We start from the raw sequence: 20,831 nt of genomic DNA, 5'->3' as shown, positions 1-20,831 counted from the left end.
GTTCGAGTCCCGCCTTTCGCACCAGACTTCGCTCGCTTTGCGAGCTACGTCTGGGCAAGCCCGGCGGCACAGTGCGAGCGACGTCTGGGCAAGTCCGGCGGCACAGTGCGAGCGACGTCTGGGCAAGCCCGGCGGCACAGTGCGAGCGACGTCTGGGCAAGTCCGGCGGCACAGTGCGAGCGACGTCTGGGCAAGTCCGGCGGCACAGTGCGAGCGACGTCTGGGCAAGTCCGGCGGCACAGTGCGAGCGACGTCTGGGCAAGCCCGTCGGCGCAACGTGTGCGACGTCTGGGCAAGTCCGGCGGCGCTGCGCGCGACGTCTGACAGCAGGCCGCGCCTGCAACCCGATTCGGTACCCGGCACCCGGAACCCGGTACCCGACTCCGTTTCCCGATTCCCGATTCCCGATACCTGAGCCCCCAATGAAGGTCGAACTCACCGACGTCAGCGAAACCAAGAAGACCTTGACCGTGGAAGTCCCGCAGGAAGTGGTGGAGGGCGAGATCGCCCGCATCACGCAGCGGTACGCCAGGGCCGCGCGCCTGCCGGGCTTCCGGCCGGGCAAGGCGCCGATTCAGGTGGTGCGGAAGCGGTTCAAGGAGGAGATCCTCCACGACGTGGCGCACGACCTGGTGCCGCGCGTGGTGGGCGACGCCCTGCGCGACAAGGGCGTGCAGCCGGTGGACACGCCCAAGGTGCGCGACCTCCAGATCGAGGAAGGCAAGCCGCTGACCTTCACCGCGGCGATCGAGACCGCGCCGCACGTGGATCCGGGCGATTTGTCCACCCTGACGGTCCAGCGCCCCGAGATGCCGGTGAGCGAAGACGACGTGGACCAGGCGCTCTCGCGGCTGCGCGACCGGCTTGCCCGCATGGAGCCGGTCGAGGATCGGACTGCCGAACAGGGCGACACGGTGGTGATGCACCTGGCCCGTCGGCGCCTGACGGGCCCCCAGGGCGCCGAGATCGGGCCCGAGGAGCCGGAACGCCACGAGAACGTGTCGGCCGAGATTGGGGCCGCGGCCAACCCGCCGGGCTTCGACGACGCCCTGGTCGGGGTCACGGCGGGCCAGAAGAAGACCTTCGAAGTCACCTTCCCGTCTGACTACGAGGTCGAGGAGATGGCGGGCGCCCGCGTCGAGTACGACGTGGACGTCACCGGCCTGCGGCGGCGGGTGCTGCCCACCCTCGACGACGAGTTCGCCAAGGATCTGGGCGAATTCCAGACCCTGGCCGATCTGCGGGGGCGCGTCCGGCAGGATCTGGAGCAGGATGCTGATCGGGAGCGGACCCGGCGGATGCGGCAGCAGCTGCTCGAGCAGCTGGCGGCGCGGATGACCGGGGAGGTCCCCGAGGGCATGGTCGCCCGCGAGGTGGACCGCCGGGTCGAGGAGTTCGCGCGCCGGTTGATGGACCAGGGCGTGGACCCGCGGCAGGCGGCGATCAACTGGGACGAATTCCGCACCCAGCAGCAGGAACCGGCCGTGGCGACGGTGCGCAGCGTGCTCGTGCTGGACAAGCTGGCCGAGCGCGAAGGTCTCGAGGTATCGGAAGAGGAGCTCGATGCCGATATCACCGGATATGCGGCCCGCGCCGGTCGCGCGCTGGCCGAAGTGAAGGCGCAGTTGGCGCAGCAGGACCAGCTGGATCAGATCCGGACGGGGCTGCTGCGGGAGAAGGCCGTGTCGCACGCGCTGTCGCGTGCGACCATCGCGGGGGCGTGAGCGCCCGCGTGTCCGTCTCCCTGAGCGATTGACGACGTGACTGCCCGGCCGTGCCGGGCGGTGGCAACCGCCCCCGGGCCAGGTCCGGGGGCCCCGAGGCCGATGCATCCCATGAATGATCCGCGCATGCAGCTGGTCCCGATGGTGGTCGAGCAGACCAACCGCGGGGAGCGCGCGTACGACATCTTCTCGCGCCTGCTGAAGGACAGCATCATCTTCATCGGCACGCCCATCGACGACACGGTGGCGAGCCTGGTGATCGCGCAGATGCTGTTCCTCGAGGCCGAGGACCCGGAACGCGACATCCTGCTGTACATCAACAGCCCCGGCGGCTCGATCACCGCGGGCCTGGCGATCTACGACACGATGCAGTACATCCGACCGGACGTCTCGACGTACTGCCTGGGGCAGTGCGCCTCGTTCGGTGCGGTGTTGCTGGCAGGCGGGACCAAGGGCAAGCGGTACGCGCTGCCCAACTCGCGCATCCTGATCCACCAGCCCTGGGTGCAGGGCGGGGTCGGGGGGCAGGCCACCGACATCGACATCCACGCGAAGGAAATCCTGCGGATGCGGCACCGGCTGAACGAGATCCTGGCCGAGCACTCGGGCCAGCCCCTCGAGCGGCTGCAGGCCGATACCGAGCGCGACTACATCATGTCGGCCGAGCAGGCGCGCGAGTACGGTATCATCGACGATGTCCTCCGCAAGCGCAGCTGACCGCCCGACGACGTCCGCTCGCGCGCGGTCGTCCCGGTGCCGGTGACGCAGACGGGTCCGACTCCCATGGTGAAGAAGAACGGCGAGAACGAAGTACTCCGGTGCTCGTTCTGCAACAAGGACCAGAACGACGTCCGGAAGCTGATTGCCGGCCCGACCGTCTTCATCTGCGACGAGTGCGTCGAGGTCTGCAACGACATCATCGCGGACGACAATCGCTTCGAGGCCAAGGGCACGCGCTCGTCGCTGCCCACGCCGCAGGAAATCAAGAAGTTCCTGGACGAGTACGTCATCGGCCAGGAGCAGACGAAGAAGCGGCTGGCGGTCGCGGTCTACAACCACTACAAGCGGATCGAGATTTCCAAGCAGTCGAAGGGTCGCAACGACGTCGAGCTGCAGAAATCCAACATCCTGCTGATCGGGCCGACGGGCACGGGCAAGACGCTGCTGGCGCAGACGCTGGCGCGGTTGCTGTCGGTGCCCTTCACGATCGTCGACGCAACGACGCTGACCGAGGCCGGCTACGTCGGCGAGGACGTCGAGAACATCATCCTGAAGCTGTTGCAGGCCGCCGGTGGCGACATCGAGAAGGCGCAGCAGGGGATCATCTACATCGACGAGGTCGACAAGATCTGCCGCAAGGACGAGAACCCGTCGATCACGCGTGACGTGAGCGGCGAGGGCGTGCAGCAGGCCTTGCTGAAGATCCTCGAGGGCACGGTCGCCAACGTGCCGCCGCAGGGCGGCCGCAAGCACCCGCACCAGGAATTCTTCCAGGTCGACACGACCAACATCCTGTTCATCGCGGGCGGCGCGTTCGTCGGCCTGGAGAAGGTCATCGAGCGGCGTGTCGGCAAGAAGACCCTCGGCTTCAAGGCCGAGAAGTCGCAGTTCGACCCCAAGGACGTGGGCACGACGCTCGAGAAGATCGAGCCGCAGGACCTGATCCGCTACGGGCTGATTCCGGAGTTCGTCGGGCGCCTGCCGGTGGTGGCGACGCTGCACGAGCTGGACCGCCCGGCCCTGGTGCAGATCCTCACCACGCCACGCAACGCCATCACCAAGCAGTACGTGAAGCTGCTCGAGTACGAGAACGTGAAGCTGCGCTTCACCGACGACGCGCTCGAGGCGATTGCCGAGCTGGCCCTGACGCGCAAGATCGGCGCGCGCGGGCTGCGGATGATCATCGAGGAGCTGATGCTCGACGTGATGTACACGGTGCCGGGTCAGAAGAAGATCCGCGAGTGCGTCATCACGCGCGACGTCGTCGAGTCGAAGGAGAAGCCGATCACGGTGATGGAGAAGGCCGGGTAACCGTCCCGTTTGCCCGCGGCGGCTCCGGTACGGGGGCGCCGTGGGGCCCGCCTGCCGGGGATCCGGCAGGGCGCCCGGCCGGGTCCGGGTCGCACGCCCATCCTGGCAGGGCCGGGTCCGGAAGCGCCTCGCGGCGCGCCGGCAGCCCGACGGACCTGCCCGTATGGCGGAGGAAGACGCCCCCGCCGCCTTGACAAGTCACCGCGCATTCCCGACAACTGATTCATGGAAGTCTTCGAAACCCTCCCGATCGTCCCGCTGCGCGATGTCGTCGTGTTCCCGCACATGATGATGCCGTTCGTCATCGGACGACCGTCGTCGATCCGGGCCCTCGAGCATGCGCTCGGCAAGGACAAGCGCATCTTCCTGGCGGCCCAGCACGACGCGGCGACCGACGACCCGCAGCCGGCCGACATCTACACGATGGGCTGCGTGGCCAACATCGTCCAGAGCCTGAAGCTGCCTGACGGCAACATCAAGGTGCTGGTCGAGGGCGTGGACCGCGGCCGGGCGGTGGAGTGGAAGGAAGACAAGGGCTTCTTCCGCGTCGTGGTCAAGGTGGTGGCGCGGCAGCGCGAGACCGCCGGCGAGGTGGAAGCGACGATGACGCGCGTGGTGTCGCTGTTCGAGCAGTACGTGAAGCTCTCGAACAACCTGCACTACGACGCCATGATTGCCGCCGTGCGGGTCGACGACCCGGCGCGGCTGGCCGACACCATCGCGGCCCACATGCTGGTGGGCATCGAGGAGAAGCAGAACCTCCTGGAGATCGTGTCGCCGCTCGAGCGCCTGAACCGCATCGCGTCGGTGCTCGAGGTCGAGGTGGACAAGCTCCAGGTGGACCGCCGCATCCAGTCTCGCGTGAAGAAGCAGATGGAGAAGGCGCAGAAGGAGTACTACCTCAACGAGAAGATGAAGGCGATCCAGAAGGAACTGGGCCGCAAGGAAGACAAGGGCAACGAGGTCGAGGACCTCAAGAAGAAGATCGAGGACGCCCGGATGCCGAAGGACGTCGAGGAGAAGGCGATGCAGGAGCTTCGCCGCCTCGAGGCCATGCCGCCGATGTCGGCCGAGGCCACCGTCTCGCGCAACTACCTCGACTGGCTCATCGCGGTGCCCTGGCACAAGAAGACCAAGGAGAGCCGCGACCTCAAGCGGGCCGAGGAGATCCTCAACCAGGACCACCACGGGCTCGAGAAGATCAAGGACCGCATCCTCGAGTTCCTCGCGGTGCGCACCCTGGTCAAGAAGCCCAAGAGCACGATCCTGACCTTCGCAGGCCCTCCGGGCGTCGGCAAGACCTCGCTCGCCAAGTCGATTGCCAAGGCGACCAACCGCAAGTTCGTGCGGCTGTCGCTCGGCGGCGTGCGTGACGAGGCCGAGATTCGCGGCCATCGGCGCACCTACATCGGCGCGTTCCCGGGCCAGGTCATCCAGATGATGAAGAAGGCCGGCTCGATGAACCCGGTCTTCCTGCTCGACGAGGTCGACAAGATGTCGATGGACTTCCGCGGCGATCCGTCCGCGGCGCTCCTCGAGGTCCTCGACCCGGAGCAGAACAACGCCTTCCTCGACCACTATCTCGACGTCGAGTACGACCTCTCGAACGTGATGTTCATCTGCACGGCCAACGTGCTGCACACCATCCCGCAGGCGCTCCGCGACCGCATGGAAGTGCTGCAGCTGGCCGGCTACACCGAGCAGGAGAAGGTGGAGATCGCGCGACGCTTCCTGGCCCCGAAGGCCGTGGAGAACGCGGGCCTCAGCGAGAAGAACATCACCTTCACCGAGGACGCCCTGCGGGCCATCATCCAGCGCTACACGCGCGAGGCCGGCGTCCGCAACCTCGAGCGCGAGATCTCGTCGGTGTGCCGCAAGGTCGCCCGCCGCGTCGTCGTCGACGGGGCCGAGTACTCGGAGGAGATCACCGACGAGCGCATCACGCACCACCTCGGCGTGCCGCGGTACCGCGCCACGATGGCCGAGGAGGTCAACGAGATCGGCGTGGCCACCGGGCTGGCCTGGACCGAGGTCGGCGGCGAGATCCTCGTCACCGAGGCGACGCTGATGCCCGGCAAGGGCAAGCTCACGCTCACCGGCAAGCTCGGCGACGTGATGCAGGAGTCGGCGCAGGCCGCGATGAGCTTCGTGCGCTCGCGCGTCAACGAGTACGGGCTGCCGACCGACTTCTGGAAGACCATGGACGTGCACGTGCACGTGCCGGAAGGGGCGATCCCGAAGGACGGCCCGTCGGCGGGCATCACCATGGCCACGGCGATGATTTCGGCGCTGTCGCGCGTCGCGGCCCGCAAGGACGTGGCGATGACCGGCGAGATCACGCTGCGCGGGAAGGTGCTGCCGATCGGCGGCGTGAAGGAGAAGCTGCTCGCGGCGCATCGCGCCGGGGTGAAGACGATCATCCTCCCGAAGGACAACGAAAAGGACCTGGCCGACATCCCGAAGAACGTCCTCGACACGCTCGACGTCTACATGGTCGAGTCGATGGACGAGGTGTTGAAGACCGCGCTGGAGGGACCGCTGCCGACGGCGATCCCGGCGACCACCGAGGCGGCCGTCGAGCCTGCGGTGAGTGACGACGCCATCACGCACTGATCGGAGGACGCGCGGGGCGGCGTTGCGACGCTGCCCCGCGACGCCGGTGTCCGCGCCCCGCGGACGGCAGGCCGGTCGTTCCCCCCTCCCTCACACGCCTGTGGTCGTCTCACCTTGAAAGCCCTGCCGGTCCAGTTCGTGCGCAGCGCCATGCGCGCCGCCGACCTGCCGCGCGACCCCGTGCCGCAGCTGGCCCTCGTGGGCCGCTCGAACGTGGGCAAGTCGACGCTGATCAACGCGATCACCGGCACGCGCGTGGCCCGCACGAGCGCCGCGGCCGGCAAGACGCGGGAGTTGAACGTGTATGCGGTGGAGTACGGCCACCGCGACCTGCGCCGCCTGTACCTGGTCGACTTGCCGGGCTACGGGTACGCGCGAGGCGGTGAGACGTCGGCCGAGCAGTTCGCCGGCCTCACCGCGATGTACTTCGGACGCCCCCCGCACGCCGCCGGCATGCCGACCGACGGCGGGGGTCACGGCCCGACAGGGGCGCTGCTCATCGTGGATGCGCGCCATCCGGGGCTGGCCCAGGACCTCGGGGCCTGGGCGTGGCTCTCCACGCAGGACCTGGCGACCGCCGTGGTGGCCGCCAAGATCGACAAGCTGTCGCGCACCGAGCGGGTGCGCAACGTACACGCATGGGAAACATCGCTGAACGCCCCGGTGACGCCAGTGTCGGCGCTCACCGGCGAAGGACTGGAAAACCTGTGGACCAGAATCGTCCGCCTGCTGACGCCGTAGCGGCCTCGCCCGCCCCGGCCGCCCCCACCCCGCCGCCCCAGGCCTCGCAGCCTGACGCCCCCGCCCCGCCGCCGCGCCAGCAGCAGCAACCCCGCCAGTCCCACGACCGCCAGGACGGCGGCGGTGGCCGCAATCAGGGTGGCGGAGGCGGCGGTGGTGGTCGTCGCCACGGCCGCGGAGGCGGCGGAGGCGGCGGTAACCGCGACGGCAACCGCGACCGCGACGGCAACCGCGACGACCGTCGTCACGGCGGCGGACGCCATCGCCCGCAGCCCCCGCCGATGCCCGACGAGGACGTCGACGTGCTCGAGGCGCAGGCAGCCGGTCGATCCGACGCCGAGGTCGTGAACCTGTCCACGCTCAAGGAAATGAGCGTGCAGCAGCTCACGCAGGTGGCCAAGGACCTCGACATCCCCGGCGCCACGGGCCTGCGCAAGCAGGACCTGATCTTCGAGATCCTGCGCGGCCGCGCCGAGAAGAGCGGCATGCTCTTCAGCGAGGGCGTGCTCGAGGTGCTGCCGGACGGCTTCGGCTTCCTGCGCGCGCCCGACTACAACTACCTCGCCGGTCCCGACGACGTGTACGTGTCGCCGTCGCAGATCCGCAAGTTCGACCTGCACACGGGCGACACCGTGAGCGGCCAGATCCGCCCGCCGAAGGAAGGCGAGCGGTACTTCGCGCTGATCAAGGTCGAGGCGGTCAACTTCGAGCCGCCCGAACGGACGCGCGAGAAGATCTTCTTCGAGAACCTCACGCCGCTCTACCCGCAGGAGCGCATCACGCTCGAGAGCGGCGCCGACAACCTGTCGGCCCGCGTGCTCGACCTGATGACGCCCATCGGCAAGGGCCAGCGCGGCCTCATCGTCGCGCCGCCCCGCACGGGCAAGACGATGCTGCTGCAGAACATCGCCAACAGCATCACCGCGAACCACCCCGAGGTGTACCTGATCGTCCTGCTGATCGACGAGCGCCCCGAGGAAGTCACCGACATGCAGCGCTCGGTGCGCGGCGAGGTGATCAGCTCGACGTTCGACGAACCGGCCCAGCGTCACGTCCAGGTCGCCGAGATGGTGATCGAGAAGGCCAAGCGCCTCGTCGAGCACAAGAAGGACGTGGTCATCCTGCTCGACTCGATCACGCGCCTCGCCCGCGCCTACAACACCGTGGTGCCGCCGTCGGGCAAGGTGCTGTCGGGCGGCGTCGACTCGAACGCCCTGCAGCGCCCGAAGCGCTTCTTCGGCGCCGCCCGCAACATCGAGGAGGGCGGCTCGCTGACGATCATCGCGACCGCGCTGATCGACACGGGCTCGCGCATGGACGAGGTGATCTTCGAGGAGTTCAAGGGCACCGGCAACATGGAGATCCACCTCGACCGCAAGCTGGCGGATCGTCGCGTGTTCCCCGCCATCGACATCACCAAGAGCGGCACGCGCAAGGAGGAACTCCTCATCCCGAAGGACGACCTCAACCGCATCTGGGTGCTGCGCAAGGTGATCAACCCGCTCTCGCCCACCGAGGCGATGGAACTGCTGCTCGGCAAGATGGGCAAGACCAAGAGCAACACCGAGTTCCTGGGAGCGATGTCGGGCGGCAAGTAGGGCCGGCAGTCGATCGTCGGCAATCGGCAGTGAAAAAGGCGCGCCTCGCGGCGCGCCTTTTTCGTGCCTGCGACAACGTGTCGCGGGGACGCACGCCAGGAGCAGGGGACCATGGAGCACATGTGGCGCCTGCTCGTCGGACTGCTGGCCCTGACGGGCCTGGCCCTCCTGGTGGCGGGCGGCCGTCCGGCCGGGAACACGTCGGCTCGAGACGACGAGACGCTGTGTCGGGTGCCACCGGGACTCTCGCACCCGAGCGGAGCCACGCCGTGAAGGCGCGCGTGCTGGTGCTCGCCTCGCTCCTGGTGGCTTTCGGGGCCGCGCCGCGGGCAGACACCGGGGCAACCCGGGACACGGCCCGCGAGGCCGCGCGCCTCAGCGCCGCGCTCATGAGTCCGTTCTGCCCCGGCATGACGCTCTCCACGTGTCCTTCGCCGGACGCGGCGACCGTGCGCGCGGAGATCTCCGAGCGCCTCCACCGCGGTGAACCCTCCACCGCCATCGTCGCCGACCTCGAGGCACGGTTTGGCGACGTCCTCGACGGCTCGCCTCGCGCGCAGGGCGCCGGCTGGCTGGCCTGGCTGATGCCGGGCGCCCTCGGCGTGCTCCTCATGTTCGCCCTCGGCGCGGCCGCGGGCAGGCGAGTTGCGACGCCGGACACCCCGGAGACGGCGGCCCTGGACCCGGACCTGCTCGTGCGACTCAGCAACGAACTCGACGACCTCCCATGACACGACGTGCCGTGCTCGCCCTCCTCGCAGGCCTGGCCTGCGCCGTTCCCAGCCAGGCCCAGGATCGCCCCGCGGTCACCGTGCACGCCGAGCGCGCCTGGATTCGACTGCCGCCGGCCGGGCGGACCGTCACTGCCGGATTCCTCGACATCGTCAACGAGGGCGCGTCGCCGATCCGGGTGGTCGGCGCCCGGAGCAGCGCCGCCGGCACGATCGAACTCCACGAGATGGCGCAGGACAACGGCATGATGCGGATGCGTCAGATTCGCGGCATCGACGTGCCGGCGCAGGGCCGCGTGGCGCTCGCCCCGGGCGGCTTGCACCTGATGCTCTTCGACCTCCCTGCCCCGCTGAGCGTCGGCACACCGGTCCGCCTCACACTGCTTCTCGCCGATGGCGCGTCGGTCGACGTCGTGGCCGAGGTGCGGACACCCACGCCGTCGCGATGACCCGACGAACCATCCTGGCGGCGTTGGCCGTACTGGTCGGTGGGTGTCGACGGGCGCCCACCGAACCGGCGCTACCGCAGGGGGGCACATTCACGCTCGTCGATCAGGAAGGCCGCCCGTTCTCGTCCGAGGCACTGAAGGGCCGGATCTCGCTGCTGTTCTTCGGGTACACGACCTGTCCCGACGTGTGCCCGGTGACGCTCGCCAAGCTGACCGCCGTGACCAACGCCCTCGGCAAGGATGCCGCGCGTACCCGCGTGGTCTACGTGACCGTGGACCCGGCACGCGATACGCCGGCCGTGATGAAGGCCCACCTGGCGATGTACCCGATCGAGGCCGTCGGCCTGTCCGGCACGGCGGACGCGATCGCCGACGTGGCGCGGCGCTATCAGGTACGCTACGAAGTCGAGGCCACCACGTCGAAGGCCGGTTACTTCGTGGCCCATTCGACGATGATGTACGTGCTCGATGCCACGGGCCGCACGCGACACCGCCTGCGGTACGAAGCGACCGTCGCCGACGTCGTCGCCGCCGTGCGCGACCTTCTCGACTGACATCACCAGCGCATGCCCGGTTCGTCCGCGCGCCCTTCGTCTGTCGTCCTGCCATGGCTGGTACGCCTGCGCTGGGTGTCGCTTGCCCTGATGCTCGGGGCGGCCGTGGCGGCCAGTCGCTGGTGGACCGTGCGCCTGCCCTGGCCGCCTCTGCTCGCGCTCATGATGGCCATGGCGGCCACCAACGTGGCGCTCACCCTGCAGCTCCGCGCGCGCGCGCCTCGCCGGGTGCTGGTCGGGGGCGTCCTGCTGCTCGACGTGGGGGTGATCACCGGGCTGATTGCGCTGGCCGGTGGCCCCATCAACCCCTTCGGCACCGTGTACCTGGTGAGCATCACCATCGCGGCGGCCACGCTGGGGTTGTGGTGGTCGGCCGCCGTGGCGCTCGCGTCGACGATCGGGTTCGGCCTCACGTTCGTCCGGCATCGGCCACTCGATTTCGCCGATCCGCTCGTCGCCGGGCGTGTGCTCAGCTTGCACCTGTGGGGCATGTGGGTGGCACTGGCGGCGGCCGCCGGGCTGATCGCGTATTTCGTGAGCCGCATGTCCGAGGCCCTCGACGAACGGGAGCGGGCGCTGGCGGAGGCCCGCAGCGCCGCGGCGCGAAGTGACAGGCTGGCCGCGCTGCTCGCCCTCGGCGCCGGGGCGGCGCACGAACTGGCCACGCCCCTGAACACCATCAGCATCCTCGCCGGCGAGATCGGACGGGTGACTGCCGATGGGAGCATCGCCCCCGCCGACGCGGTGACGGAGGTGGCGACGCACGCGGCCCTCGTGCGAGACGAGGTCGAGCGCTGCACTCGCGTCCTCGACCAGATGACCGGCCGTGCCCTCGCACTCGACGGGGCGGCCGGACCGCTGACGCTCGACTCCCTCGTCGAAGGCCTTCGGCATCGCCTCGATCCGTCGAGTGCCGGCCGACTGGACGTCACCGTGCCGGTCGAGACCGTGCCAGTGACGATCCCGGCCGAGCCGTTGCGACAGGTGCTGCTGTCACTCCTGCGGAACGCATTCGATGCCTCGGCGCCCTCGCAGCGCGTCGCGCTCGAAGTGACCCGCCCTGGCGGCCGCACCAGGTTCACGGTGGTGGACACCGGCACCGGCATGCGCGCCGACGTGGCGGCGCGCGCCGGCGACCCGTTCTTCACGACCAAGCCAGGCAGTGGCAACCTCGGGCTCGGGCTCTTCCTGGCCCGGGCGTTCGCCGATCAGATCGGCGGGCGGCTCGAACTGGAGTCGCGGGTCGGCGTGGGCACGACCGTGACGCTCGACCTTCCCACGTTCTGAGCCGATGGGCCGCACCTTCCCCACCATCCTCGTCGTCGAGGACGACGATGTGTTCAGGGGCGTCCTGACCAGGGCGCTGTCGGCGCGCGGCTATGACGTCATGGGTGCGCCTGACGCCGCGACGGCCATCGCGCGGGCGAGTGAAGACCCGCCGGAGATGGCCATCGTCGACCTGCGGCTCCCCGACGCGTCTGGCCTCGATGTGGTGAAGGCACTCAAGCGCATCGAACCGGCGACCGTGATCGTGGTGCTGACTGGCTACGGCAGCATCGCCACGGCTCTCGAGGCCGTGCGCCTCGGTGCGGCGCACTACCTGACCAAGCCGACCGACGCCGACCGCATCCTCGCGGCCTTCGAGCGCGGCCTGCTGGCACGCCCGCGCGACATCGACCTGGCCACGCCGTCGCTGGCCCGTGTCGAATGGGAACACCTGCAGCGGGTCCTCGTCGACTGCGACGGCAACGTATCAGAGGCCGCTCGGGTGCTCGGCATGCACCGGCGTTCCCTGCAACGCAAGCTGGCCAAGCGGCCGTCCAATCGCTGAGCTCGAGACGTCGCCGGCCGACCTCCCCGATCCGCCCCCCCGATCTCGGCTTCGGTCAGGACGATCTTCTGCGAGTGCCCGTCGAGCAGCGGCCGATTGAGCGCCTGTTCCGGTTCCAGCCCCCAAGCACCCAGCCCCAAGCCCCGACAGCGTCCGTGAGCTACGATGCCCCCCATGCGAACACGGCGCTTCGGACGGCTCGGGTGGCAGGTCTCGGAAATCGGCTACGGGATGTGGGGCATGGGCGGCTGGAGCGGCAGCGACGATGCGCAGTCGCTGGCCTCGCTGGACCAGTCGGTGGCCGCCGGTGTCAACGTGTTCGACACCGCTTACGCCTACGGTGACGGCCACAGCGAGCAACTGCTGGCGCAGACGCTGCGCGCACACGCCGACCGCACGTTGTACGTCGCCACCAAGGTGCCCCCGAAGAACCGCAAGTGGCCCGGCACGGCGGCGACGCCCGTCGCCGACGTCTTCCCGTACGAGTACATCGTCGAGATGACGGAGAAGAGCCTGCGCAACCTCGGGGTCGAGCGGATCCACCTGCAGCAGCTGCACGTGTGGGACGACACGTGGGCCGCCGACGAGGGGTGGCAGCGGGCCGCCGAGGACCTGAAGAAGGCCGGCAAGATCGAGGGCTTCGGCATCAGCGTCAACCGGTGGGAGCCGGCCAACGTGCTGCAGGCGCTCGAGACGGGCCTGGTCGACGCCGTGCAGGTCGTCTACAACCTGTTCGACCAGAACCCGGAAGACGCACTCTTCCCCGCCGCGCAGCGCCTCGACGTCGCGATCCTCGCGCGCGTGCCCTTCGACGAGGGCAGCCTGACGGGCCGGATGACGCGCGACATGACGTTCCCGTCGACCGACTGGCGCAGCCTCTACTTCACGCCGGAGAACCTCGCCGAGACGCTCGACCACGTCGATCGCCTCACGCCGGACGTGCCAGCGGGCATGACGCTGCCCGAGCTCGCGCTGCGCTTCATCCTCGAACATCCCGCGGTGTCGACGACCATTCCCGGGATGCGCAAGGCCGCGCACGTGGCCGAGAACACGTCCGTGTCGGACGGCAGGCGGCTCGGCGAGGGGCTGATGGCGGCGCTGCGCGCGCACCGCTGGGACCGCACGCACGTGATTCCGTAGGGCGGCGGGCGCGCGGTCACCAGGCGAAGGCTGGCGTGGTCGAGCGCGACGAGACGGCAACGGCCAGGCGACGCCCCGTGGGGGCCGCGACCTGGCCGTCGTGGTTCAGTGCCGCGCGAGACGCGTGGCTTGTGGTGTCAGGCGCGGCGACGCAGTCGGGCCGCGCGACGCATCCGGGACGACACGCCCAGCAGGCCGAGGCCCACGAGCATGGCCGAGGCCGGTTCCGGGATCGCGCTCTGGCCCACCGGCAGTTCGTCGTACGAGGCTCCCCTGCCTGCCACCGGCAACTCCTCGAAGTGGAACTGCGGAGGCGCCCCGCCGAGCGGCAGGAACCGCAGGGCGGCCTGCACGTCCTCGGGCCCCCGCATCTCGGTCGGGAGGAACGATGTCTCGAAGAACCGGATGTGCTCGACGGGCTTCCTGACGTTGGCGAAGTCACCCCCGTAGGCGGCGAAAGCCGCCAGATCGAGCGGCGTCCAGTCGAAGGCCTCGAAGGGTTGGGACGAGGGGGAGTAGATGCCGATGGAGTCCGCGAACGAGGGGCGGATGACTACCAAGGACAGGACCACGGCAAGAAACAGGCGTCGCATCATCAACACTCCGGGGCTTCCCTGACGGATCCGTCGCTCCAATCACGGTTCCGTGATCGCCGCAACGGCTCACCATCGGCCACTCCCGGCAGAAATGCGCGGAAACGGCGCCGAATCGGGTCGCGCTACCCAGGTGATCCAGCAAGATTCCTGCCCACTCACGGCCGAGCCGACCGAGCGGCGGACCTCGATGCCGGGATCGCGCCGGGGCGCAGCCCGATCATCGGTCGGCCGGGGGCATCAGCACAAGCGGGAAACGCGGGTGGGCCGGAGCTCGTGGTATCATCTCGGTTTGGCCGTTGGCCAAGGAGGCACACCATGAAGCCAGGAATTCACCCGGAGTACCACGAGGTCGACGCCCGCTGCGCCTGCGGCGCCACCTGGAAGGCCCACTCCACGAAGAAGGAACTGCACCTCGAAATCTGCAGCAACTGCCACCCGTTCTTCACGGGCCGTCAGAAGCTGGTGGACACCGAGGGGCGCGTGGAGCGTTTCACCCGCAAGTTCGGCGCGACGACCGTCGCTGCCCGCAAGGCCGCCGAGAAGGCCAAGAAGGGCACGCCCGCGTAAAGCGAGGCACGCCCGCCTCCGCCGAGCTTCGGCGGGGCAAGCCCGTGCCGAGATGTCGGCGGGGCAAGCCTCTGCCGAGATGTCGGCGAGGCACGCTGTCCGCATCGCGGAGCAGGAGTCCGCAGGCCCGCGAAGGCGGGGCAGCCAGTCAGTCGTTGGTCAGTCGTTCCACAACGGGGTCGTCGCCACGGCGCCCCGGGCGAGTTTCCGGTCCAGCCGCTCGATGCGCCGGCTGAACTGCTCGCGCTCTCCCCGCCCAATCGCTTCTTCCACGCCCGCGACGGCATGCCGCCGCGCCTCCTCGAGTTGCCCCCCGCGGTGCTCGTGGTGGATGGCCAGCGCCTCGCGCGCTTCCCGCAGCACTTGCGGACGTCCGCCGAGCCGCAGCACCAGGTGCCACGCCTCCGCAGCCTCCTCGTAGCGCCGCAGGCGTCGCAGCAGGCGCGCCAGCGCTCGCGCCGAGGCCCGCCGCAGGTCGCGCGTCTGCCAGTGGTCGTCGGCCGCCGCGCGGTAGCACGCCAGGGCCGCGTCGAGCCAGCCGCCGCGCTCGTACAGCGCCGCCAGGCCAAGCGCCGTGGCCCCGGCCGGCGGGGTGTCGCGCCCGTCACGCACGAGTTGCTGCGCGTGCGCGGTGAGCGCCGCCAGCGAGAGCAGGTCGAGGCGATTGTGGAGCAGCACCGGCGCCAGCAGGTCTGCCGACCCGCCGCGCACGAACTGGAAGTACCGCGCCGGAATCTCGAAACCGCCGACGTCACCCACGCGCCCCACCCCGAGCACCGACTCCTCGAGGTGCGTGAGACGGCACGAGCGCTCCCCCTCCTCCGACTGGCGCCACAACCGCCGCGCCGCGTGCAGCATGTCGAGGTGCGGCATGTCGCAGACCACCTGCGGCACGCGCTGCATCTCCCCGCGCAGTTCCATCACGGGCACGTCGAACGTGCGCCCGTTGTAGGTCACCAGCACCGCATCGTCGCCGAGGTACTGGTTGAGCGCGTGCAGCAGCGCGCGTTCCGAGGCGTACGAGGGCATGAGGAACTGCGTCGTCCGGAAGCCTCCGGGGGTCCACTCCCCCACGCCCGCAAGGAAGGCGAGCATGCCCGCGCCCCCCGAGAGCCCGGTGGTCTCGAGGTCGAAGTAGACCAGGCGCGAGCGTTCGCCGAGCGGCCGGCCGGCCAGCAGCGTCAGGGTCTCGTCGTTGCCGACCTGCCCGCACGCCGAGACACGCACGCGACCGTGGCTGTGGTCGGCCTCGAAGAGGTGCTCGACGATGATGGACGGGCCGTGCGCGGTCTCGACGACACGCGCGCCCTCGAGGCTGACGGCGGGACCATCAGGATGCGTGACCCGCGGATCGATGGGCAGCCCGTCGTCGTCGACCGGCGCGTACGTGAGCTCGCGCGTCGGCGGCCCCGCCGCGCTGCCACGCGCGATCTCGCGCAACCGTGACAAGGAGGAGGCCATGGCGGACTAGAACGGCACCTCGTCGGCAGCCGGGCCGGAGGCCGACGACTGCAGCCGCGCCAGCAGGTCGAGCGCGACGCGCTTGGCGCGCGGGCCGATGTCGCCCACCGGCCCGACGCAGGACGGGCACCCGACCTCGCACGGACAGCTCGCGATCAGTTGCTGCGCCTGGGCCAGCAGCGCGTCGTGCATGCGGAAGAGCGGCGCGCTGAAGCCGATGCCGCCTGGGTAGTTGTCGTACAGGAACACGTGTGCGTCGGCGTCCCCCGCCGAAGCCTTGGCGGAGGTGGGCGCCTCGCCCGTGCCCGTGTCGATCGACAGGCCGATGTCGCGCTGATCGCACATCAGCAGGAGTTGCGCAATCGACTTCATCGCATGGGCGAGCCCGGCCACACCATCGCGACGGTCGTCGGGAGCCCAGGGCATCTCGAGCAGCACCGCCCGCGGCACCGTGAGCCAGTACGACGTGGTGTGCATCTGCTGCTCGGGCAGATCGAGGTCGCCCGAGCCGACGTTCTCGTTGGTGTAGAACCGGATCTTCTTGAAGCCGACGACGCGCGAGACGACGTGCACGTCGCCGTGCGAGCGCCCGGAGCGGTTGGGCTGCGGCACGAGCGCGTCCGCGTCACCATCGCCCTCGTGTTCCTGGCTCGGCTTTCGGCTTTCGCTCAGGCCGTGCTGAGCATCGTCACTGCCGACCGCCGACTGCGGACTGCCGTCCGGGATCTCCCCGAGGCTTGATTCGGCCTCGTCGAGGACGTTCACCTTCGTGTACGTGATGGCGTCGGTGTAGTAGTCGCACTCGACGCTGCGCACATAGGCCTTGCGTCCCTCGATGTCGAGCCGCTCCACCTGGAACAGCGCGCCCTCGAGGATGTAGATGGCCTTCTCGTGCAGCGTCGAGAGCGCGCTCGTGTAGTCGGTCTCGCCGATCACGCGCGACCCTTCCGTGATGTCGACGATGACGAAGTTGTCTGAGGTGATGGCGCGCAGGCTGATCGCATCTGCCGGATAGGACTCGTGCGTCCAGTTCCACTGCCCGTCGGCGAGGTGCACGAAGCCCTCCTCGCCCAGCACCTGCAGCACCTCCTCGGTGCTCACGGTGGTGCGACCGAAGCGCTCGCCGTCCTGGAAAGGCAGCTCGAAGGCCGCGCACTTCACGTGATTGAGCAGCACGTGGAGGTTCTCGGGATTGATCAGCGCGTGCTCGGGCGAGGCGTCGAAGAAATACGACGGGTGCCGCACGATGAACTGGTCGAGCGGCGCGCTCGAGGCCACCATCACGGCCGCCGACCGTCCCGAGCGCCGCCCGGCGCGGCCGGCGCGCTGCCACGTGGAGGCGATCGTGCCCGGGTAGCCCGCCATCACGCACACGTCCAGCGCCCCGATGTCGATGCCGAGTTCGAGCGCGTTGGTCGACACCACCGCCCGCACGTCCCCTTCCCGCAGCCCGCGCTCGATCTCGCGACGCCGCAGGGGGAGGTAGCCGCCGCGATAGCCCCGCACCGCCTCGGTGGCGCCCGGCGGGCCCTGGAACGCATCCTTCAGGTACGTGGTGAGGATTTCGGTGGCCAGCCGGCTCTGCGCGAACACGATCAGCTGGAGGTTGCGACGCAGGAACTCCAGCGCCACGCGCCGCGCCTCGGCCAGGTACGAGCGCCGGATACCGAGCGCCTGGTTGACCACCGGCGGGTTCAGCAGGACGAAGAACTTCTCGCCGCGCGGTGCCCCGCTCTCGGCCACGAGCGAGAACGGCTGCTCGGTGAGCTGCTCGGCGAGCGCGAGCGGATTGGCGATGGTGGCCGACGTGCAGATGAACGTCGGGTTGGACCCGTAGTGCCGGCAGACGCGCTGCAGCCGGCGCAGCACGTTGGCCAGGTGGCTGCCGAACACCCCGCGATACGCGTGGAGCTCGTCGATGACGATGTAGCGCAGGTTCTCGAACAGCCGCGCCCAGCGCGGATGGTGGGGCAGCACGCCCGCGTGCAGCATGTCGGGGTTGCTGAGCACCACGCTGGCGCGGGCCCGGATGGCGCGGCGCGCGTCGGCGGGCGTGTCGCCATCGTAGGTGAAGACGCCGATCTCGCGCTGCGCCGCCGCCCCGACGATCTGCGCCAGTCCGTGGAGTTCGGCGAGCTGGTCCTGGGCCAGCGCCTTGGTCGGGAACAGGTAGAGCGCTCGCGCCCCCGGCTCGCGGAGCACGGTGCTGAGGACGGCGCCGTTGTAGCAGAGCGTCTTGCCCGAGGCCGTGGGCGTCACCACCACCACGTGGCGGCCGGCCAGGGCATGGCCCATGGCGTCGGCCTGGTGCGTGTACGGCTGCTCGATGCCGCGGGCGGCCAGCGCCTCGATCAGGCGGGCATCGACACCTTCTGGCCAGGGGGCGTAGCGGGCCGGCTGGGCCGGGATGTGGCGCACCGCGGTGACGACCTTGTCGCCGCCAACCTGTACATGGACGCCAGGGGCGCCCTCGTCGGGCGGCACCGCCGACGCGGTGCGGCTGTCGGGCGCGAGATGCCCGAGGGCATCCTGCAGCGCCTGATCCTTGTTCCCGGAAAGGCGCGCCAGGGTGCCAGACATGGTTCGTCGATGCTACGCCGGCGGACAGGGGCGATCAAGAGACGAAACGGTACCGGGGACCGGGTACCGGGTCCGGGGTACCGGGTACGGGGTGGCGCTCACGGCGCGGGCACTCCTGCCGAACGTAAAGATCGTCAAGGGGTTGTTAAGAATGTAAGGCTCGCGTGCTAGCATTCCCAACCTCGACCACGCATCGTGCCCTCGCGCTCCACATCCCTCCTGTGGGTCGTCCTGTGTTGCGGCCTCGCCGTGGCCTTCTCCTGGCCACTGCCCCTGCACCTTGCGACACACCTCACGGGTGCCCCTTCGGGTGACACCGGCGTGTACGTGTGGAATCTCTGGGTCTTCCGGCACGAGGTGCTGCAACAGCAGATTCCGCTCCAGACCGGCACGGTCCTCTCCCTCGCGCCCCCCGTCGACCTCACGCTGCACAACTACACGCTGTTCATGGACCTGCTGGCGTTCCCCCTGATGGAACCGCTCGGCCTGATCCGCACGTTCAACCTGATCTACCTCGCGATGATGGCCCTGAGTGCGTGGGCCATGGCGCGCCTCGCGCATGCCCTGTGCGGACGGGCCTGGGAATCCTGGCTGGCGGGCGTGGCCTTCGGCTTCTCGCCGGTGCTCATGGCGCGCAGTTCGGCGCATTTCTCGCTCGTCGCTGCCGCGCCCCTCCCGCTGATCCTGCTCGTGCTCGTCCGTGGCGAAGGCAAGGGCCGCCCGCGCGACGCCATCGCGGTGGGAGCGCTCCTGGCCTGGGCCGCCTTCTGCGACATCTACTACGCCGTGTACGGAGGGCTGTTGATCGCGGCCTACATCGTGGCGACCGCCATCAGGGTGTCGCGCGCCTCGCTGGATGCCCGATGGCACTTCGCCCACCGCGTGTCGCGTGGCCTCGTGATCATGGCGGCGACCTTCGTGGTCGCCATCGCGCTCCAGGGAGGGTTGGTCGAGATTGCGGGCGTGCGCATCAGCATGCGGTCGCTGTACACGCCGATGCTGGTCCTGACCGTGCTCGCGCTGGTGGCGGCCCTGCTGCACTGGCCGCCGCGCATCGAGTGGCGCTACCGCTTCGTGTCGAGCCATCCCTGGTGGGCGGCGCTGATGGTCCTGACCGCTGCCGTGCTGCTGTCGCCCGTGCTCGTCGCCTACGCCGGGCGCCTGCTCTCCGGCGACACGGCGGGCCCGGCGATCTACTGGCGCAGCAGCCCCCCGGGCGTCGACCTGTTCGCCTTCGTCATGCCCAACCCGAACTCGCCGCTGTTCGGCGGGCCGTTCAAGACATGGATCGAGGCCCAGCGAGTGGACGGCTTCGCCGAACTGACCGGGTCGATGTCGCTGGTGGCGCTCGGGTGCATCGCGCTGGCCGCCGCATTGGGCTGGCGCCCGGCGCGGCGCCGGTGGGTCGGCTTGACGGTCTTCTTCGCCCTCCTGTCGCTCGGGCCGTTCGTGCACGTCGCGGGCATCAACACGTACATCCCCGGGCCGTGGGCGCTCCTGCGCTACGTGCCGATCGTCGGGCTGGCGCGCTCGCCGTCGCGGTTCGTCGTGCTGGTCACGCTGTGCGTGGCCGTCCTCTTCGCGCTGGCGCTGACCGCGCTCACGACACGCTGGCCCACGCGGCGCCGGGCGCTGCTGGCGACGGTCACGGCCCTGCTGCTGTTCGAGCTCTCGCCGGTCCCGAGGACGCTTTACTCCGCGCAGATTCCCTCGGTGTTCACGCGCATCGCCGCAGACACGCGCAGCGACATCCGCGTGCTGTCGCTGCCCGTCGGCCTGCGCGACGGCACGTCGTCGCTCGGCGACTTCAATCCGCAGACCCAGTACTACCAGACGGCGCACGGCAAGCGATTGATCGGCGGCTACCTGTCGCGACTGACGCGCGCGCAGAAGGAGTGGCACCTGCGCTTCCCGGTCCTGGACGCGCTCTTCACGCTGAGCGAGGACCCGTGGACCGAAATCACGCCGGAGCGGCGGGCAAACGCCCTGCAAGCGCGCGAGCGGTTCCTGACGGCCTCGCACCTGGCCTACGTCGTCACCGACGACGCGCACACCACGCCACTGCTCCGCAGCTTTGCCGAAGAAGTGCTCCAACTGGACAAGGTGACCTCGGCCGACGGCTTCACGCTCTACGTGCCGCGCGTGCCCCACGCCACCACGTCGAACGAGGCCGCACCCGAGGCACGCGTGCCCGACCGGCGGCCCTGAGGCGAGC

The 20,831-nt window shown here is 69.7% G+C and carries 18 protein-coding genes; 15 read left to right on the top strand and 3 right to left on the bottom strand.

Annotated elements, in window-relative coordinates:
• The first annotated feature begins 422 nt into the window (after window positions 1-422).
• The 13 genes from tig (at window position 423) to ACIRDX_RS07965 (ending at window position 13,412) form a co-directional block, all read left to right on the top strand.
• The gene (gene tig / locus ACIRDX_RS08025; protein ID WP_396624890.1) at window positions 423-1,724 is read left to right on the top strand and encodes a trigger factor; all 1,302 of its coding nucleotides are present in this window, start codon (window positions 423-425) and stop codon (window positions 1,722-1,724) included.
• Window positions 1,725-1,850: 126 nt separating this feature from the next.
• Complete coding sequence (gene clpP, locus ACIRDX_RS08020; protein ID WP_396624889.1) at window positions 1,851-2,441, top strand: ATP-dependent Clp endopeptidase proteolytic subunit ClpP; 591 nt, start codon at window positions 1,851-1,853, stop codon at window positions 2,439-2,441.
• A 66-nt stretch (window positions 2,442-2,507) separates the two neighbouring features.
• Window positions 2,508-3,755 (top strand): ATP-dependent Clp protease ATP-binding subunit ClpX, encoded by a 1,248-nt coding sequence (clpX, locus tag ACIRDX_RS08015; protein WP_396624888.1) that lies wholly within the window; start codon window positions 2,508-2,510, stop codon window positions 3,753-3,755.
• 225 nt (window positions 3,756-3,980) lie between these two features.
• A complete protein-coding gene (gene lon / locus ACIRDX_RS08010) occupies window positions 3,981-6,368 on the top strand; it encodes an endopeptidase La (protein ID WP_396624887.1) in 2,388 nt (795 codons plus the stop codon).
• A gap of 114 nt (window positions 6,369-6,482) precedes the next feature.
• Window positions 6,483-7,109 carry a ribosome biogenesis GTP-binding protein YihA/YsxC gene (gene yihA, locus ACIRDX_RS08005; RefSeq protein ID WP_396624886.1) on the top strand — a complete coding sequence of 209 codons (627 nt, stop codon included), beginning with the start codon at window positions 6,483-6,485 and terminating at the stop codon, window positions 7,107-7,109.
• A 344-nt stretch (window positions 7,110-7,453) separates the two neighbouring features.
• Entirely contained in the window at window positions 7,454-8,707 is a 1,254-nt protein-coding gene (rho, locus tag ACIRDX_RS08000; protein ID WP_396624891.1) for a transcription termination factor Rho, read from the top strand.
• Window positions 8,708-8,818: 111 nt separating this feature from the next.
• The gene (locus tag ACIRDX_RS07995; protein WP_396624885.1) at window positions 8,819-8,980 is read left to right on the top strand and encodes a hypothetical protein; all 162 of its coding nucleotides are present in this window, start codon (window positions 8,819-8,821) and stop codon (window positions 8,978-8,980) included.
• A complete protein-coding gene (locus ACIRDX_RS07990) occupies window positions 8,977-9,438 on the top strand; it encodes a cytochrome c-type biogenesis protein CcmH (RefSeq protein ID WP_396624884.1) in 462 nt (153 codons plus the stop codon). The genes ACIRDX_RS07995 and ACIRDX_RS07990 overlap by 4 nt, the downstream gene beginning before the upstream one ends.
• Window positions 9,435-9,887 (top strand): copper chaperone PCu(A)C, encoded by a 453-nt coding sequence (locus ACIRDX_RS07985; RefSeq protein ID WP_396624883.1) that lies wholly within the window; start codon window positions 9,435-9,437, stop codon window positions 9,885-9,887. The genes ACIRDX_RS07990 and ACIRDX_RS07985 overlap by 4 nt, the downstream gene beginning before the upstream one ends.
• A complete protein-coding gene (locus tag ACIRDX_RS07980) occupies window positions 9,884-10,441 on the top strand; it encodes an SCO family protein (RefSeq protein ID WP_396624882.1) in 558 nt (185 codons plus the stop codon). The genes ACIRDX_RS07985 and ACIRDX_RS07980 overlap by 4 nt, the downstream gene beginning before the upstream one ends.
• A gap of 12 nt (window positions 10,442-10,453) precedes the next feature.
• Window positions 10,454-11,728 (top strand): sensor histidine kinase, encoded by a 1,275-nt coding sequence (locus tag ACIRDX_RS07975; RefSeq protein WP_396624881.1) that lies wholly within the window; start codon window positions 10,454-10,456, stop codon window positions 11,726-11,728.
• Window positions 11,729-11,732: 4 nt separating this feature from the next.
• Entirely contained in the window at window positions 11,733-12,272 is a 540-nt protein-coding gene (locus ACIRDX_RS07970) for a response regulator transcription factor (RefSeq protein ID WP_396624880.1), read from the top strand.
• Window positions 12,273-12,446: 174 nt separating this feature from the next.
• The gene (locus tag ACIRDX_RS07965) at window positions 12,447-13,412 is read left to right on the top strand and encodes an aldo/keto reductase (RefSeq protein ID WP_396624879.1); all 966 of its coding nucleotides are present in this window, start codon (window positions 12,447-12,449) and stop codon (window positions 13,410-13,412) included.
• 137 nt (window positions 13,413-13,549) lie between these two features.
• Here the strand turns inward: ACIRDX_RS07965 and ACIRDX_RS07960 are convergent, their stop codons facing one another.
• The gene (locus ACIRDX_RS07960) at window positions 13,550-14,008 is read right to left on the bottom strand and encodes a PEP-CTERM sorting domain-containing protein (protein WP_396624878.1); all 459 of its coding nucleotides are present in this window, start codon (window positions 14,006-14,008) and stop codon (window positions 13,550-13,552) included.
• Between the two features lie 315 nt (window positions 14,009-14,323).
• Here ACIRDX_RS07960 and rpmE point away from each other — a divergent pair, with 315 nt between their 5' ends.
• Entirely contained in the window at window positions 14,324-14,575 is a 252-nt protein-coding gene (rpmE, locus tag ACIRDX_RS07955) for a 50S ribosomal protein L31 (RefSeq protein ID WP_396624877.1), read from the top strand.
• A 159-nt stretch (window positions 14,576-14,734) separates the two neighbouring features.
• Here the strand turns inward: rpmE and ACIRDX_RS07950 are convergent, their stop codons facing one another.
• Together ACIRDX_RS07950 and ACIRDX_RS07945 are read right to left on the bottom strand one after the other, a co-directional pair.
• Complete coding sequence (locus tag ACIRDX_RS07950) at window positions 14,735-16,036, bottom strand: ribonuclease H-like domain-containing protein (protein ID WP_396624876.1); 1,302 nt, start codon at window positions 16,034-16,036, stop codon at window positions 14,735-14,737.
• Window positions 16,037-16,042: 6 nt separating this feature from the next.
• Window positions 16,043-18,616 (bottom strand): DEAD/DEAH box helicase, encoded by a 2,574-nt coding sequence (locus ACIRDX_RS07945; RefSeq protein WP_396624875.1) that lies wholly within the window; start codon window positions 18,614-18,616, stop codon window positions 16,043-16,045.
• 321 nt (window positions 18,617-18,937) lie between these two features.
• Between ACIRDX_RS07945 and ACIRDX_RS07940 the strand changes: the two genes are divergently transcribed.
• A complete protein-coding gene (locus ACIRDX_RS07940; RefSeq protein WP_396624874.1) occupies window positions 18,938-20,824 on the top strand; it encodes a hypothetical protein in 1,887 nt (628 codons plus the stop codon).
• The last annotated feature ends 7 nt before the right edge of the window (window positions 20,825-20,831 follow it).

The sequence above is a fragment of the Luteitalea sp. genome, assembly GCF_044337415.1.
GTDB lineage: Bacteria > Acidobacteriota > Vicinamibacteria > Vicinamibacterales > Vicinamibacteraceae > Luteitalea.
Note: the sequence above shows the minus strand (reverse complement) of the source record. Positions and strands in the feature narration are given on the sequence as shown.